General features: G+C 45.9%; 15 protein-coding genes. 5 read left to right on the top strand and 10 right to left on the bottom strand.

Annotated features, from left to right (window positions below):
* Positions 1 to 22 precede the first annotated feature (22 nt).
* The 4 genes from DFR28_RS18095 to DFR28_RS18080 are packed head-to-tail and all read left to right on the top strand — an operon-like array spanning position 23 to position 4359.
* Positions 23 to 922 carry an AAA family ATPase gene (locus DFR28_RS18095; protein ID WP_113955852.1) on the top strand — a complete coding sequence of 300 codons (900 nt, stop codon included), beginning with the start codon at positions 23 to 25 and terminating at the stop codon, positions 920 to 922.
* Between the two features lie 17 nt (positions 923 to 939).
* Positions 940 to 1848 (top strand): DUF58 domain-containing protein, encoded by a 909-nt coding sequence (locus tag DFR28_RS18090; RefSeq protein ID WP_113955803.1) that lies wholly within the window; start codon positions 940 to 942, stop codon positions 1846 to 1848.
* The gene (locus DFR28_RS18085; RefSeq protein WP_113955802.1) at positions 1845 to 3908 is read left to right on the top strand and encodes a transglutaminase TgpA family protein; all 2064 of its coding nucleotides are present in this window, start codon (positions 1845 to 1847) and stop codon (positions 3906 to 3908) included. Before DFR28_RS18090 ends, DFR28_RS18085 begins: the two co-directional genes overlap by 4 nt.
* Before the next feature lie 19 nt (positions 3909 to 3927).
* Positions 3928 to 4359, top strand: a complete 432-nt coding sequence (locus tag DFR28_RS18080) for a protein tyrosine phosphatase family protein (RefSeq protein WP_113955801.1) — start codon at positions 3928 to 3930, stop codon at positions 4357 to 4359.
* Positions 4360 to 4935: 576 nt separating this feature from the next.
* Here DFR28_RS18080 and DFR28_RS18075 read toward each other — a convergent pair.
* The 9 genes from DFR28_RS18075 to DFR28_RS18035 form a co-directional block, all read right to left on the bottom strand.
* Complete coding sequence (locus DFR28_RS18075) at positions 4936 to 5856, bottom strand: SDR family NAD(P)-dependent oxidoreductase (protein ID WP_113955800.1); 921 nt, start codon at positions 5854 to 5856, stop codon at positions 4936 to 4938.
* A 23-nt stretch (positions 5857 to 5879) separates the two neighbouring features.
* Positions 5880 to 6341, bottom strand: a complete 462-nt coding sequence (locus tag DFR28_RS18070) for a MaoC family dehydratase (protein ID WP_113955799.1) — start codon at positions 6339 to 6341, stop codon at positions 5880 to 5882.
* 14 nt (positions 6342 to 6355) lie between these two features.
* Positions 6356 to 6778: an acyl-CoA thioesterase gene (locus tag DFR28_RS18065; RefSeq protein ID WP_113955798.1), complete on the bottom strand. Its 423-nt coding sequence runs from the start codon at positions 6776 to 6778 to the stop codon at positions 6356 to 6358.
* Positions 6779 to 6793: 15 nt separating this feature from the next.
* Complete coding sequence (locus DFR28_RS18060) at positions 6794 to 7921, bottom strand: iron-containing alcohol dehydrogenase (protein ID WP_113955797.1); 1128 nt, start codon at positions 7919 to 7921, stop codon at positions 6794 to 6796.
* A 137-nt stretch (positions 7922 to 8058) separates the two neighbouring features.
* Positions 8059 to 10563 (bottom strand): TonB-dependent receptor, encoded by a 2505-nt coding sequence (locus DFR28_RS18055; RefSeq protein ID WP_113955796.1) that lies wholly within the window; start codon positions 10561 to 10563, stop codon positions 8059 to 8061.
* 484 nt (positions 10564 to 11047) lie between these two features.
* On the bottom strand, positions 11048 to 11764 hold the full coding sequence (locus tag DFR28_RS18050; RefSeq protein WP_113955795.1) for a Crp/Fnr family transcriptional regulator: 717 nt from the start codon (positions 11762 to 11764) through the stop codon (positions 11048 to 11050).
* A 152-nt stretch (positions 11765 to 11916) separates the two neighbouring features.
* On the bottom strand, positions 11917 to 12222 hold the full coding sequence (locus tag DFR28_RS18045) for an RnfH family protein (RefSeq protein ID WP_113955851.1): 306 nt from the start codon (positions 12220 to 12222) through the stop codon (positions 11917 to 11919).
* A gap of 1 nt (position 12223) precedes the next feature.
* Positions 12224 to 12655, bottom strand: a complete 432-nt coding sequence (locus DFR28_RS18040; protein ID WP_113955794.1) for a type II toxin-antitoxin system RatA family toxin — start codon at positions 12653 to 12655, stop codon at positions 12224 to 12226.
* Positions 12656 to 12713: 58 nt separating this feature from the next.
* Positions 12714 to 14114: a sodium-dependent transporter gene (locus tag DFR28_RS18035; protein WP_113955793.1), complete on the bottom strand. Its 1401-nt coding sequence runs from the start codon at positions 14112 to 14114 to the stop codon at positions 12714 to 12716.
* 75 nt (positions 14115 to 14189) lie between these two features.
* On the opposite strand from DFR28_RS18035, the gene smpB reads away from it, so the two are divergent.
* A complete protein-coding gene (gene smpB / locus DFR28_RS18030; protein WP_113955792.1) occupies positions 14190 to 14663 on the top strand; it encodes an SsrA-binding protein SmpB in 474 nt (157 codons plus the stop codon).
* Positions 14664 to 14830: 167 nt separating this feature from the next.
* Here smpB and DFR28_RS18025 read toward each other — a convergent pair whose 3' ends face one another.
* Complete coding sequence (locus tag DFR28_RS18025; protein ID WP_113955791.1) at positions 14831 to 16249, bottom strand: sodium-dependent transporter; 1419 nt, start codon at positions 16247 to 16249, stop codon at positions 14831 to 14833.

Raw genomic sequence — 16249 nt, 5'->3', positions numbered from 1 at the left:
TTATCACAACCATCTAACCGTAATGCAAAAATTAGACTCTTTATTCGACCGCCTCAATACCGTTATTTTGGGAAACCCACTGGCCACCAAGTTAGCCGTGGTCTGCCTGCTGGCGAGAGGCCACCTGTTAATAGAAGACATACCAGGAGTGGGTAAGACTACTTTATCGCACGCGCTGGCAAACCTATTTGGATTACCCTTCAAGCGCGTTCAATTCACCAGCGATTTGTTGCCCACTGACATAATCGGTATGACCATCTTTGATATGGAAACAAAGAAATTTCATTTCAAAAAGGGTCCGCTATTCACTTCGATCCTGTTAGCCGATGAAATAAATCGAGCCACACCAAAAAGTCAAAGCGCGTTACTCCAAGCGATGGAAGAAAAAGAGGTCTCAGTAGAAGGTCGACAAATCGCTCTCAGCGATCCATTTTTTGTGATCGCCACACAAAACCCGTTAGAACAAAGCGGCACGTTTCCGCTGCCCGAGTCGCAGCTTGATCGGTTTTTAATGAGAATTTCACTCGGATATCCAAGTGCTGAACACGAGCGTCAACTACTGCTGCAAAAAAACCAGCGAGCAACCCAAGGCGACCCAGTCTATTCGCCAGATGAAGTAGCCAAACTTATCGCCCAAGTAGACAATATCCACGTCAGCGAAGCACTGGTTGACTATTTACAAACATTGCTGGCCAAAACTCGTGAAAGCGGCGCGTTTGTTACCGGGCTATCGCCACGTGCAGGATTACAATGGCTACAGGCAGCTAAAGCACACGCGATGATTGAGCGACGCGACTCAGTTCTGCCCGATGACATCAAAATTCTGGCTCCATACACCGCTGTGCATCGCTTGCACTGCGCAGATGGAGAAGACTCTACCGTCGCCTTAAACAAACTAATTGAGTCCACTGAGATCCTCTAAGCTAGCGACTACCTAATATGTCAGACTTTATTATCGGACGCCGCCAGCTGTATATCTTGCCGACACGCATTGGTTGGTATTTTTCACTGATCTTGATCGCGCTGTTTGGCATTGCCATTAAGTTTAATAATCAAGCCGCATTTATGATGTTATTCATTCTAATTGCGATTGGTTTGGTAGCAATGATTTACACGCACAACAACGTAATCGGCCTAGCCATAAGCTCTCAGCCAAGTAAGTCTGTATTTTTAGGAGAACCGTCGACCTTCCCAGTGACACTTTCCAACTCCAGCGCCAAACAACGCTCGGCAATATGGCTTATATGTGGCGGATTTCATCGACTGAGCCATCTAGACGCAGGAGAGTCACAATCAGTTGAACTCAAGCTTCCTACATTGCAACGCGGCTATTTAACCTGCGACCCAATCACACTTAGCTCTCAGTTCCCAATTGGCTTGTTTTTTTGCTGGACTAAACAATATAAATCACCTCATAGATGCCTGGTGTATCCACAACCTTTAAACCTCATCCCCTTACCCAACGATGGTTCCAATGAAGGACAACAGCAACAAACAGCGAACATAAGACTCGGAGCTGAAGACTTTGCTGGCATGAAGAGTTACCAACCAGGAGATCGAATCCGCGACATTCATTGGCCTTCACTCGCTAAGACTAACAAACTCGTTTCGATTCAGTATGAAAATCAGAGCAATAGCTCCGTTAACTTAAGTTGGTTTGCACTACCAACTTCGCTCGGCCAAGAAGATCGCCTCAGCCAACTTTGTTACTGGATCATTCAAGCCGAACAAGACGGCGTGCGCTATCAACTCGAGATGCCCAATCACACCGTAGCGTTTGATAAGGGCCTAACACATTTTCATACTTGTCTAAGAGTTCTAGCCCTATGGGGAGATGAATCAGAATGAGTATACTTAAGCGCCTAGGTATTAAGCTGCCGCCGTTGCCGAGCCAACCTCCGACCCATGAACCACACCGCCAGACGCTCATTCAACTGTCGGTGATTATTGGCGTGGCGGCATTGATGCACTTTCAGATAGCCGACCCGATCATCGGCTTCTTCGCCCTCGCGGTATACACCCTTAAACTAACACTTATTATCACTGGAAAAAACGCGCCTCATCGCGTAATCATGATGGTCTTATCGATCGTCAGCTTAGTCGCAATTGTCGCTTTATACGGAGGTTGGAATGGCCAGCGCGCAGGCATAAGCTTTTTAGTTTTATTGGCCACACTAAAATTTTTAGAGTCACGCGGGCTGCGAGACTACTTCGTAGTTTGTCTAATTCTGTACTTTTTAGCTGCATCTAGCTTTTTGTTTGATTCGTCGATTTTAAGTATTACGGTGGTACTTATATACACCTTGGCAATTACCGGCATTTTGTTCCAATTGTCTAACCCTACACCACAAGGTTTATTTGCTCCCTTCAAATCTAGCACCATGCTTGTGGTTAAAGCCGTGCCAATTGCCATTTTGTTGTTCTTCTTTTTTCCAAGAATACAAGGCGACTTCGGCTTTCTGCCTTCTCAGGATGAACTTAGCTCAGAACTAAGCGACAGCTTGGTAGCCGGCGAGATGGCCGCCTCGGCCTTTGACAACTCACTCGCTTTTCGAGTTGAGTTCGACGATAGTCCGCCAATATCAGCAGACCGGTATTGGCGAGTTAAAGTGATGAATGAAGAACAAAATTTCACATGGAAAGTGTCAGAACCCAATGCGCGCGACTTTCAAAGATCACGGGCATTACAGGCCGCAATCACACCGAGTGAAGACGACATTCGCTATCAAGTACTTCATGAGCAGACGACGGATCACTACCTTCCCTATCTGGACTACATCACCGAAGTCGAACGCGGCAAAGTCTTGTTTGATTTCTCCGTTTTCCAAAGCCAAAGCTCATCTAACAAGTTTCGTTATCGAGGTGGATCAAATTTAACCCCACCAGTTTTTGACCAGCAGGTAGACCGTGACAGACTGTTGCGAACCGACAGCCAGCCAAGCGCACGCCTCCAAGCACTGATGGCTCAGTGGCGCGACGGCGCCGAGAGTGACGCTGACATCATTGCTCGAGTTTATCAACACATTGAGAACACCGACTTTAGCTATTCGCTTAACCCTCCGGGGCTTAGTGACGAAAACAAAATCGAGGACTTTTTACTAAATACTAAAACAGGGTATTGCGAACATTATGCTAGCGCCTTCACAATAATAATGCGCTGGATGGGGATTCCGGCTCGAGTGGTTGTTGGATATCAAGGAGGGCGTTTTAATGACGCTGGTGATTTTCTGGAAGTCCGCTACTCAGATGCGCATGCTTGGAGCGAAGTGTGGGTCAATCAGCGCTGGCAACGCGTTGATCCAACAGCGGCGATCAGCCCTGAACGCATAGAGTTTGGCATGGATGCACTGCTTCAACTTTGGGACGGTGACGGTCTTGGAGGAGACGCATCCGGACGTGCTTTAGCGGATTTCTTAAACCCTAGCTCGGGCGCCAGACTGATGCGCAACATGCGTGATAGCTGGAATAATATTTCATACCAATGGAATAAATGGATTGTCGAATACGATTTCGAAACACAAAAAGAGCTTTTAAAAAATCTCGGCATCAAATCAGAGAACAGTCTAAGCACTTTGGTTGCATTAATGTTTAGCGCTACTGGCGCACTAATAGTGTTTTATTTCTGGCGCCTCATGCCTCGTAGAATCAAGCGCAGCGATGCGCAGTTGTTATATCTTAAGTTTGTTGCCAAACTAGCAAAACTTAATATAAACAAGCGACAAGACGAATCACCTCAAGAGTTTTCAGACAAAGCTTGTCGCGAAGCACCGCATTTAAAACACCAAATCGAAAAAATCACCGATACCTACCATGCTATCCGCTTCGGCCCTGATAGCACTGACCCAACGACTCAACTACTCACACTGAGACGGCTGGTGAAAAAATTTAACGCAAAGCACAAAAACTAATCGTCGCAACAGGACAACCATGAAACACCTACATAAAAATATTTTCGTTGGCGGCCAAATTCAAGCCGCCGACTTTGACGCACTGGCTCATGCCGGCATCAAAGTCATTATCAATAACCGCCCAGACGGCGAAGAACCTAATCAGCTCACCGCACATCAAGCACGTGAATTAGCCGCTGAATATGGCATCGACTATCACTACCTGCCAATGGCAAATGGTCAACCTATGCCGGACGATTTAGTAGCAAATTTTAAATCCATTATCGATAGCAACGAGGACCCGATCTTCGCGCACTGCCGAAGTGGAATGCGATCATCATTTATTTGGGCTATAGGCCAAATTGAAGCTAAAAACCTCAGCGCAGATGAAACGATAGAGTCTGCCCAAGCGGCAGGAATTCCACTGGGCAATGCAAGAGCTGTACTAGAGAGCTTAGAAAATTCAAAGTAGCACTCTAGGGCTAGGGGCTAGGGCTATTTACCACTAAACACGACTCGACCTATGCTTCACCGTTTCGGTTTAGCCTCCGTCGCATAAGCTCAAAAAAACACGTAAGGCGCATCAATCAAGGCAAAGGACTGCCGATAACATTGATTAACACATATCCGCAATTTATTGATTCGGCTGCCCTTTTTAAACTTAAAGCAATTTCAACTTGTAGGCATTCAAGTTAGGTAAGTCCATGTTACCGACGTTGTCCGCTTGGCCAACCTCCACGTATGGGTCACGTGCTAAATTTGAAAATTTTGAATCCAAATCAATGTTTTGCGCATCTAATAGATAAGTCCCAGCAATAACTTGAACTATATTTTCAATATAGAAGTAAACACAAGCCCGTCGAATTTTAAGCCAACAAGGCTAAATTAGATCGCGGCTCGAGATATACATCAAACTCATGCGCATGCAAAAAATTACCCGAATTCTTATAACAATATCTTAGTAATTCATACACTCGTGGTTAGGAGGTTGACCATTCGGCCAACCTCCATTTTTTGTTAAAACACCAAACGCTTGAGCTTCAACAAATCAAGCCTTTGACTTGAAATGAGCAATCGCTTTTTCAACAAATTTATTTGTCTGTTCAAAGCCAGCGGTATAAATTCTTTCGCCGTCGGCGGCATTGATTGCATCAATATTTAAACGGACTTGTTCTGGCGTTTGATCTTCTGGCGGCAGATAAATACCCTCAGTTTCATAGATATGCGTTGTCGCATAACCGCCCGCCCCTGCACAAAGAATACTGCGATTCGGTGCATCTTTATCGCACAAAGTAATTAGACCTGCGGTTACCGACTCAACGCTCATTATGTCCATTACCTGCTCATCTTCGATAATGTCTTCCAGCATTCGAGTACCTGCCGTAGGTGCCAAGGTATTCACATTAATGCCGTACTTTTTACCCTCGAGCACTAGCGTATTCATCAACCCAACCAGCGCCATCTTGGCTGCACCATAATTAGCCTGACCAAAATTTCCGTACATTCCGCTCGACGAAGTTGTCATCACGATTCGTCCGTAATTTTGTTCACGCATGATATCCCAAACAGCCTTAGTACAATTCACACTGCCCATCAAATGCACATCTAAAACCGCTGTGAAATCATCGAGCGACATTTTTGCAAACGTCTTATCACGCAAAATACCTGCGTTATTTACTAGAACATCAATGCGTCCCCAGCGAGTCATGGTCTCTTCGATCATTTGCGCTACCTGTTCAGCATCCGACACGTTCGCGCCATTAGCTAAAGCCTCACCGCCGAAGCCTTCAATCGTAGCCACCACATCTTTAGCCGCTTGACTCGATCCACCGGTACCATCGCGAGCGCCACCCAGGTCATTGATAACAACCTTTGCACCGCGTTTAGCTAATTCAAGTGCGTGACTGCGGCCTAAACCGTTGCCTGCGCCCGTTACAATTGCAACTTGATTTTCAAAATTAATAGTCATGTATTTAGTACTCCATATTATCTTTAGAGAAATGCCATCGTTAGCCACTCGGCAATCAATGCTGGCTTCTCGACACCTTCGATCTCGACAGTAATGCGTTGTTTAAACAAAAACTGTCCAGGTTGTTTTTCTTCGGCGTCAATCAACACAGAACGCCCTCGTATTTTTGATCCGACTCGTACCGGATGAATGAATCGCAACTTATCACAACCATAATTGACGCCCATTTTGGCGTCAGCAATGGAAATTCCACATCCAGACTCGGCAAAGTGCGACAACATCGACATGGTATAGAAACCATGTGCAATCGTTCCACCAAACGGTGATTTAGCGGCTTTTTCAGGGTCAATATGAATGAACTGATGATCCAGCGTGACATCGGCAAACTTATCAACGTTGTCTTGAGTCACTTCAAACCAGTCAGACACACCGATTTCTTTACCAACCTCATCATATATCGAACTTGACGTTACTAATTTTCCCATATATTTCTCCTAATCTAGATAGTTACCGACAATAACGCTTGTCGGACAATTTCGGGGATAGCGACAGATTTACCTTCCTGCCGATTAACGAATACGTGTGTAAAACTTCCTGACGCTGCAGCTAACTTAGAGCCTTGTTGAAAAATAGCGATGCCGTACTCAACCGAACGGTTACCGATGCGATTTACCCGAAACCCAGCCTCTAAGCGTTCAGGATAAGCCACTGGTGAGTGATATTGACACTCTGAGGCCACGACAAAGCCAACCACGCTCGCAGCATGAATATCTAACCCTGCACGTTCAATAAGAAAATTATTGGCAACCGTATCAAAATAGGAGTAATAAGTGACATTATTCACATGGCCATAAATGTCGTTATCACTCCATCGAGTGGTGATATCCGAAAAGTACTTATATTCCTCGCGTGTCACTGACATTATATTTTTCTAGACCTAGTATGCTTGCTGATAAATAGTAAGCGACTCGGCAAGAGACACTTCACGTGGGTTATTTATGAGCAATCGCTGTTGGAGCTGTGATTGCTCGGCGAGTTCCGATAGCCCGTCCTCAGGTATACCTACGGCCCGTAAAGTCGTCGGCAATTCCAATTCACCTGCAAGCTGTAAAAAATAGTCCGATAACCGCATCGCGCCTTCGCCAACTGCCGTACTTTCCAAGATGACTGCGGCCAATGTATCGTATTGATCGAGCGCTGCAGTGGCGTTGAATCTCAGCACGTAAGGCAATACCAGAGAGTTACTCAAGCCATGCGGAATGTGATAAATCCCTCCTAGCGGATACGCCAGCGCATGCACGGCGCCCACCGGCGCATTAGCAAAGGCCTGACCAGCCAACATGGCGCCGAGCAACATATCGCTACGCGCCATTATGTCATCACCATGCGAAACCGCAGCGTGAATACTGCCTGACAGTAGCGCTAGCGCTCGCAGTGCGAACATATCCGAGATCGGGTTCTTTAATCTCTTACTGGTAAACGCTTCAATAGCGTGCACCATTGCGTCAATGCCTGTTGCCGCAGTAACTGACGCGGGCAAACCGAGAGTCAATTCAGGATCTAAAATAATTGTATCCGCAAACAACTGATCGCTCACAACGCCCGATTTAGTGTGTTCGCCAGTTGTCACAATTGCCACAGCTGTTGCTTCAGACCCAGTGCCAGCTGTAGTTGGGACTTGAATCAACGGAACACGAGAACCAACAACATTCCCAACTCCATACATTTTTGCCAGCTGTTGCTCCCCACCCATTAGCACTGCAACCAACTTAGCCACATCCATCGAACTACCGCCACCGAAACCAATCACAGCGTCACAATTGTCTCCACTGGCGATTTGGGCCGCGTGCTCTACGGTCGCGGCAGGAGGGTCGGCGATCACCTCAGAATAGATGGTCGCACTCGGTATAGATGACATCACGCGGTCAAGCAACCCACACGCGAGCACGCCATTATCGGTAACAATAAACGGCTTTCTTATTCCTGACGATTTGCATACATCGGCTAACTGCTTGCTGCAGCCGGCTCCAAATAAAATGTTCGGAACGGTCTTGAACTGATTCATGAGAGGACTCTATTCCAATGTTTATGAAAATTCTGACAACTAGTCGCTGGGCGAAAAAAAACCGGCGCAAGGTAGGACCCTCGCGCCGGCTTTCTAAACGAAATTACTACATTCGTCTTGGTAACACGTTCGCAGGATTAGAAATCCTTTGAAACGGTAATGCCATAGGTACGCGGTTGCGTACGGTAACCACTAAAGCTGCCAGCTTGAGCAACCGAGGCGAAGGCACTGATCAACGACGCATGGTCGGTAGCGTTACGAACCCAAATAGAGAACCCAAGGCCACTTTCAGTATTGATACCTGCGGCCAAATTTAGGTTTTTAGTTTCACGCTCAAAAGCTGAAATTGCTAAGTCACCAATTGGAACACTGTCTTCATAAAAGTAGTCGCCACGGAAGTAAGCATCATTTGATCCCAAGTTGAAGCGGTAGGTGAACGAAGTTGATAAGCTCACTTCGTTGATACCAGCTGGGTCAACACCAGTTAAATCAACAACTTCACCGGTTAGTGGATCACGGCCAGCCCCTTCGAATGAATCATACGTAGGATCCAACAAAGTACCAGACAAGGTTAACTGTAAAGAATCGGTTGGGTAGTAAACCAAATCAAATTCAACACCCTTGGTAGACTGCTCACCGGCACTCGTCAAGTTGAAACCAGTTCCAACGAAGGCATTAGACTGAAAGCCTTTGATAGATTGATCAAACAAAGCGATATTGAATGAACCACGCTCGAAACTAGATTTCAAACCCAATTCGTACACTGTAGCTTCTTCTGGTCCAGCAAAACGAGTTCCTGAAACAAAGTTAGCAGGAATCAGGCCAGCTGCTCGCAGCGCAGCAACATCTTCAGCAAATGGTGCAGCATCACGACTCAAGTTCCAAGATGTCGCTTTAAAACCGGTTGATACACCACCGTATACGTTCAAGCTATCATTTACGTCATAGGCTAAACGAAAGGTATAACTCAACTCATCATCGTCTGACTCACCAGATTCAACGGCATTTGGAAAATCAACATACGGAGGCAAGAACTGAAAGCCGGCTAAACCAGCGAAAGGGTTCGTGGCTGGATTAGAAGCTGCGCCCAATGCACCTTGGAATGCAGATGGAACCAAGGCAAAGTTTTGCGGAGTTGGCGCCAAACCAGTCAAAGCATTAAAGATAACAGCAGTACCTAGCTCAACACGATCAACACCTGAGAAGGCGTCAGCACGGGTTTGAGTAGTCGATGCTTGCTTTTCATCTTTTGTATAGCTCAAGCCGACTGTTGCGGTTAGAGCATCGCTAAGATGGAAATCAAACTGACCGAACAATGAAATTGCTTCGTTGTCTAGCGTTGATTGATGCGTAAAGCCTTGGCCAACTTGACCAAATGCTTGACCAACTGGCAAACCTAAGATTGCTTCAACTGTACCAATCGCGCCAGGAGCACCAGCACCGATGGCTAATGCGTCTAGGTAACGACGATACTGAGTGCCAAAAGGAAGGTCATCTTGATATTCAACTGACTCATCAAAATAGAAACCACCGACCATCCAGTCAAGCTTGTCGCCACCGGTAGAAGTTAAACGGAATTCTTGAGTGAATGTATCAATGTCAGACAAAATTTCATTAGTAATAATGTCTGCACTAGTGAAGTCAGCATCGATGTCGTAACGAGAATCAACGTTGCGGAACGATGTGATCGACGTAAAAGTAAACGAATCGAAGTCGTGATCGATTTGCATCGACAAACCAGTATTGTCTAGCTGATTATTCGGATCAATATTAGTCTTAGTTTCCAATGACTCACGGTCATTTGCAATCAAGTCACCACCAGCAAATTGGATCGCGCCCAATGTAGGACCGGCAACAATATTAACCGTCGCACAACACTTTTCGTCGATTGTATCGTAATCAGCAATGAAACGAATCTCAGTAGCATCGCTAGGGTTCAGCAATAATTGACCACGAAAGGATTGACGATCACGATTGTTTAAATCGCTACCTCCACCGGGATTAGTGTTCTCTACGTAACCGTCACGAGTGTTAGTCGATGCAGCCAAACTAAACGCTGCTGTATCGCTCAACGCGGCTTCGACATTGCCTTTCGCAATAAACTGGCCGTAGTTGCCGATAGTACCGGATACTTGCCCAGCGCTTTCACCAGAGGGTTTAGCCGTGACAATGTTGATTACACCAGCGGATGCGTTCTTACCAAACAAAGTACTTTGAGGACCACGTAGTACTTCGACACGCTCTAGATTCGGTAGATCTGAGATCGCACCGGCTGAACGAGATCGGTATACACCGTCAATGAACACACCAACCGATGGCTCAATACCTGGATTATTTGCACCATTACCAAACCCGCGAATCACGAAGTTAGTATTGGTCGAGCTTTGCAGTTGGCTAACACGCAAACTAGGAACCACACTTTGTAGGTCACTAATGTCTTGAATTTGAGCGCGTTCAATAGTTTCAGAAGAAGTTACAGAAACCGCGATAGGAATATCCTGCAACGTTTGCGCACGCTTGGTGGCAGTTACGACAATCTCTTCCATAAATGGTGCTGAACTATCTTGAGCGATACTCAGTCCGGGTGCTGCGACACCAGCTAGTGCCAACGCAGCGGTTATTTTTCGTAATGATAACGACATTTACTACTCCTCCTCGACGGATTTGTTTTCAAGTTATTATTTCGGGTTTACCCTGCTTAACGCAGTTTGAACTACCACCCTTCTTATTTACCCTACCCGCTTTAACCACTGCGATTCTTAATCCATCAGCGACGGGCGATTCTTTCAATGATAATGATTATGGACGTACATATGTATTTTTACCATTAATCGTCGAATCTTCAAAGACATAATGTCTATTTCCAACGTGAATAGTGATGTCGACCCAACCATTCCTAAAACCTTAAGGCTTCCCCATTGAGCCTACGTAATATAATTAGCTTTGTCCATCAATATTGACTGACACACAGCATGGCTTGACTCACATGCTCTTTAGCTTCCAGTTGATTATCAATAATACTGTATACCCTAAATAGCAAAACGCCTTCACACTATATTTTCACAGCAATATTACTCGGACCGAATGCCAGCCACCTAACTAGAAAACGTGCCAAGCTCAGACGAATTAGTCAACATCCCTAGCTCTATAACACTCAAGCAGCGGGTCAATGTCATGGATTAAATAATAATCACCTTGGCGCGCAACCACGCCATCAGCAACCCATTCGCGAATCGCTTTGTTGACGCGCTGACGCGACCCCATAACCATATTGGCAAAGTCACCTTGGCTCAATTTCATTTTCAGTACGATACCTCGTGAAGTAACATCCCCATGATTTTCCGCCAGCCAAAGTAAGCGGCCGGCTAAACGCGACTTTAACGGCAGGAACAGCATGTCTGCCATTAATTCGGAAATTAACTTAGAGCGCGATATGGTTTCGTGAAATAGGCACCGATAGATCAACGGATATTGTTTGGTAAGCGCAGTAACCGCAGCGGCCGGCAGTAACAGCATCTCGCCGGGTTCATCAACTTTGGCTTCAAGCGTGCGAGAACAGCTCTCTACAATAGACGCCTCGCCTACCCATGAGCCTCGCCGCAAGTTAGCCATAACAAATTCCTGACCGCGACTACTCACCACGTTGATTCGTATTCGACCGTTCATTACACAATATAAGTGTCGTTGAACTTCGCCGACCATATATAAATATTGACCGCTTCGATATGGCCTGATCTGCGAGCGATCAACCAGCGTATGAATAGCGGTATCGGGCAACACGGCAAACCAAGGGCAACTACGAATGGCGTCAAATTTCTGCCGCCTTTCTTCTATCATCTCCATTAATACAACCACACACTAAATGTTACTCATCCCACCTAGACCATAGCCATATGCCGCATCCAATGCAATATAATGAAATTAAGAACTCAGCTTCTATCAATTCACTGAAGTAAAAAAGCAAATAAAATTACTAAAGCAAGCACGCCCCTAAACTAATTTTTCCCCATAGTTTTACCGACCAATGCCAGTTGGCGCCTCACTTCCTTTGGGTCAGCCAGTAAGGGCCGATAAATTTCAACTCGATCATTAGGTTGCAGCAAGTGATCGTCGGTCACTTTTTGCGCATACACACCAAGCGATAAATCACTAACCGCGCGACCATCTAAGTCTGGTACCTTTTGCAAGAATCCGGACATCATAAGCAAGTCACCGGCACTGGTGCCGCGTGCAACTTGAGTCTCAAATATCCACTGCTGCTCAGCCGTTGCGTAGACAATAGCGACGTCAATATTATGCATTTTAAACTCCATACAGTTGTTTAGCGCGATTATGAAACGCATCAAGTTGCGCAGCGATGACGCTTTGAAAAACACCGCCGAAGACCTTTTGAGTTAGAGTGCTCTCAAATTCAAATTCCATATCTAGCGACACTTTGCATGCGGTGTCATTCAATGTGGTGATTAGCCATTCGCCCTGCAAGTTCGAAAATGGTCCTTTTACTAAGGTCATAGCAACCGACTCATGACGCTGCATCAAGTTACGAGTGGTGAAAGAAAACTTTAGCTTACTATAAGCAATGACTAATTTGGCAACCACCTCTTCATGCGACTCATCAAGAATTTCCATGCCATCGCACCAGTTTAGGAACGCAGGATACGACCGAACATCAGCGATGACATCGAACATCTGAGCGGCGCTATAGGGCAATAATGCGGAACGAGAAACCTTCATTGGTAACAACTGATCGTGGCCGGAGCCTTTTATAAACAAGATTAAGGCTGCGTCTTCACTAACCAGGAAAAAACAGCACGAGTAATAGCACAACGGCAATTATAGTCGGAGCAAGATAACAAATACACAAGCGCCACACACGATAACTCATAAACGGCTTTTGTTTGAGTCCATCGCGATCGCTAATTGTTGGCATTCGCCAACCAGCAAACAGCGCGATCAACAACGCTGTTAAGGGCAATAGAATATGAATTGACAACAAGCTCAGCAAATCAAAAAAACCATCTTGCCGCTCGGTCCCAAAGTAATAGAAACTGAAACGCAATTCGCTAAATGAGTAAACCGACAACAAGCCCAACAACCAAGCACCTGCCCCCACCAGCCAAGCGGCAATTCGTCGCGTCATTGATAAACGATCGACCAAAAATGCAATCGTCGGCTCCAGCAAAGCAAACCCCGACGTTAATGCAGCCACCAACAACAAACAGAAAAACGCACTACTCCACCAAACACCATTCTCTGTCATCTGCGCAAAAGCGACCGGCAAAGTCTCAAAAATCAGACCAAACCCTGAATCGGGTTGCATTCCGAAAGCAAACACAATCGAAAATATAGTGACGCTCATTAGCAATGCGATACCGGTATCGAACAACATAATTGAACCTGCGCCTAGAAACAAAGGCTTATCTTGGCTCAAATAAGACCCGTACATAATTAATATGCCAATTCCAATACTTAGAGAAAACAACGCTTGAGTCAGAGCACTCACGATCATCTCGGCATTAATACGACTAGCATCAAAGCCAAACATAAAGTCATAGGCTGTTTGATAATCACCAACTTCGGTTGCGTACAGCGCCAACCATACAAGTATCCCAATAAACACCGGCATCAAAAACCGCACTGATCGCTCTAAACCATGCCGCACGTCGCGCGATAATACCAACACAACCAGCAACACAAAGACGCTATGCCAGATAAGCATTTGGTCGGTGTTGCGCAACAAAGCGCCAAACGAGTTCTGTACTATTTCAGCCGGCATATCGACAAAAGCCCCAGAAATAGAGCTCATTAGGTAAAACAGAATCCAGCTTGCCACCACGCTGTAAAATGAAAAAATCAGGAAACTAGTAAGTATCCCCAACCAACCAATAACTTGCCAGAGTCCTGAGCGATGCTCGGTTTCGGCAATTGAACGAACACTGGCTACGGGATTCCCTTGTCCAACCCGACCAATCCAAAGCTCAGCGAGAATTAGAGGAAACGCCACCAGCGCAACACTGATTAAGTACAGATACAAAAAGGTGCCACCATGCACACCTAATTCTGACGGAAATCGCCACACATTCCCCAAACCGATGGATGAGCCAATCGTAGCCAACAAAAATGCTGGGTACGACCCCCATTTAGGTCGAGATCGGGGCAAGTCGCCCTGATTGCTTTGATTTTCTACTGTCACGTGTTTTTTTATGTCGTTTTAATGCCAACGGCGTTATCATGCCAATCTGTTATTTAGTATACCTAAGCCCGAGCCATGGCAAAGCCAAAGAAAGCCCAGTCTAATACAATCGCGACCAATAAGAAGGCACGTTTTGATTTCTTCATAGAAGAGGATTTTGAGGCGGGCCTCGTGCTGGAAGGTTGGGAAGTCAAAAGTATGCGTGCTGGTCGAGTGCAACTCAAAGAGAGCTACGTCACCATTCATAAAGGCGAGCTGTTCTTACATGGGGCACATATTTCTCCACTAAACTCGGCGTCTACGCACATTATCGCCGACCCCGTTCGCAAACGTAAGTTGCTGATGAAAGGCTTTGAAATCAGCCGCTTAATCGGCCAAGTAGAACGTGCCGGCTATACCATTGCACCACTAGATTTATATTGGTCGCGCGGTCGCGCCAAGCTAAAAATTGGACTCGCAAAGGGCAAGAAGCAACACGATAAACGCGCCACGATCAAAGAACGTGATTGGAAGCGTGAACAACACCGAGTATTGAAAGGCGGCAGCTAAGCAAAGTTGGTGCATTTAGTGCTGCTCTAGCGCTACGTTAAGCACCAATAACAACCCCCTCTAAATAAGCACAACTCAGGCCAAATTCCTCGAGAACAGGCATTACCGCAACGCGGTAATGCCATTCTTTGCTCACGCGCAAATCTTAGCGACCCAGAGCAAAAGTATTAGATAACACTAACACCAAAAAACTTAAGCAGCACCGTACTCACAAACACAAACAGCAGTATGGCTGGCACAAATGTACCCAGTGCCAGATTCACGTATTTTTTAGTAAGTGACTTATCAAACGCTTCATCGCCAATTGACATCTCATCATTGAAATCACTACGTCGCCACTTGTAGACCACAAACAGGCAAATTATAAACCCGTTCAATGGCAAGATAGTCTCGTAAAAGATGTCGATAATCACATCGAAAAACGATTTTGTTTGCCCTGCGTAACTAACAAATTCTGTAAAGAATGAACTCATGCCAAATGAAACGGTAGACGCGATCACTAACAGCCCAGCACATAGCCCGAGCGCTAACACACTTTTAAAGCGACTGAATTTTAGTTCATCCTGAAACGCTGAAATAGGCACTTGCAAAATCGATACCTGCGACGTTAATGCCGCAAAAAACACCAGCAAAAAGAATGCGCTGGCAAACAGCGACGCACCAACGTAGCCGACCAATGCTTGCAATGATAAGAATATCTTAGGCAAAAAAGAAAAAACTAAAGAAACCGACGACGATGAAAGCTCCGCTGTATCGGTATCGGGGTTGAATACAAAAATCGCTGGCAATATTAATAATCCGGCGAAGAATGCCACCGACGTGTCGACCGCCGCTACCATTTTAGCACCGCCGGCAACACTCTCTTTGCTACTGACATAGGAACCATAGGTAATCAAAATACCCATACCCAACGACAGCGAGAAAAACGCTTGGCTAAGTGCCAAGTTAACGACCTCTAAATTTATCTTACTGAAATCAGGCACCAGATAATATTTCACGCCAACCAGCGCGTTCGGCAGGGTTAGCACAAAGATAGTCAGAACAATCAGCATAACAAACAACGACGGCATCAAAATTTTAGCTAATCGCTCAATGCCATTTTGCACACCCGAATTCAAAATAATACCCACCACCATAGTCAGTATTACTAAGTAGATGAAGACACCATTAGCATTAATAAACTCACCAAAATACCCCGGTGCCGCCATGGCTTCGAGATTACCCGATACCGCGCCAATAAAGTACCCGAGCAACCACACGGTCAGCACTTGGTAAAACACCGCGATCATGAACGGTGTAATAAGCGCCAACCAACCACCAAATCGCCACAAAGAACCTTTGCCAGCCACCGCTTGGTAAGCACCTAAGGGATTGCGTTGAGTTTTTCGACCGAGCGCCATTTCCGCCATCATCACTGGCAGACAAATCACTACCACAAATGCAGCATAAATGAGCAAAAAAGCAGCGCCTCCACTCTTTGCCGCATTCACCGGAAAGCCAACCAAATTACCGATACCAACGGCTGACCCTGCCGCCGCTAGAATAAATCCCAGACGGGAGCGAAATTGTTCGCGCTGATTACTCAT

It is taken from the genome of Arenicella xantha (assembly GCF_003315245.1).
Taxonomy (GTDB): Bacteria; Pseudomonadota; Gammaproteobacteria; order Arenicellales; family Arenicellaceae; genus Arenicella; species Arenicella xantha.
This window is presented reverse-complemented; position numbering and strand designations above follow the sequence as displayed.

Excerpts from the sequence above, each read along its gene's own strand:
- DFR28_RS18095 (WP_113955852.1), top strand. The coding sequence starts at position 23 with ATGCAAAAATTAGACTCTTTATTCGACCGCCTCAATACCGTTATTTTG.
- DFR28_RS18090 (WP_113955803.1), top strand. The coding sequence starts at position 940 with ATGTCAGACTTTATTATCGGACGCCGCCAGCTGTATATCTTGCCGACA.
- DFR28_RS18085 (WP_113955802.1), top strand. The coding sequence starts at position 1,845 with ATGAGTATACTTAAGCGCCTAGGTATTAAGCTGCCGCCGTTGCCGAGC.
- DFR28_RS18080 (WP_113955801.1), top strand. The coding sequence starts at position 3,928 with ATGAAACACCTACATAAAAATATTTTCGTTGGCGGCCAAATTCAAGCC.
- DFR28_RS18075 (WP_113955800.1), bottom strand. The coding sequence starts at position 5,856 with ATGACTATTAATTTTGAAAATCAAGTTGCAATTGTAACGGGCGCAGGC.
- DFR28_RS18070 (WP_113955799.1), bottom strand. The coding sequence starts at position 6,341 with ATGGGAAAATTAGTAACGTCAAGTTCGATATATGATGAGGTTGGTAAA.
- DFR28_RS18065 (WP_113955798.1), bottom strand. The coding sequence starts at position 6,778 with ATGTCAGTGACACGCGAGGAATATAAGTACTTTTCGGATATCACCACT.
- DFR28_RS18060 (WP_113955797.1), bottom strand. The coding sequence starts at position 7,921 with ATGAATCAGTTCAAGACCGTTCCGAACATTTTATTTGGAGCCGGCTGC.
- DFR28_RS18055 (WP_113955796.1), bottom strand. The coding sequence starts at position 10,563 with ATGTCGTTATCATTACGAAAAATAACCGCTGCGTTGGCACTAGCTGGT.
- DFR28_RS18050 (WP_113955795.1), bottom strand. The coding sequence starts at position 11,764 with ATGGAGATGATAGAAGAAAGGCGGCAGAAATTTGACGCCATTCGTAGT.
- DFR28_RS18045 (WP_113955851.1), bottom strand. The coding sequence starts at position 12,222 with ATGCATAATATTGACGTCGCTATTGTCTACGCAACGGCTGAGCAGCAG.
- DFR28_RS18040 (WP_113955794.1), bottom strand. The coding sequence starts at position 12,655 with ATGAAGGTTTCTCGTTCCGCATTATTGCCCTATAGCGCCGCTCAGATG.
- smpB (WP_113955792.1), top strand. The coding sequence starts at position 14,190 with ATGGCAAAGCCAAAGAAAGCCCAGTCTAATACAATCGCGACCAATAAG.
- DFR28_RS18025 (WP_113955791.1), bottom strand. The coding sequence starts at position 16,249 with ATGAGTAATCAGCGCGAACAATTTCGCTCCCGTCTGGGATTTATTCTA.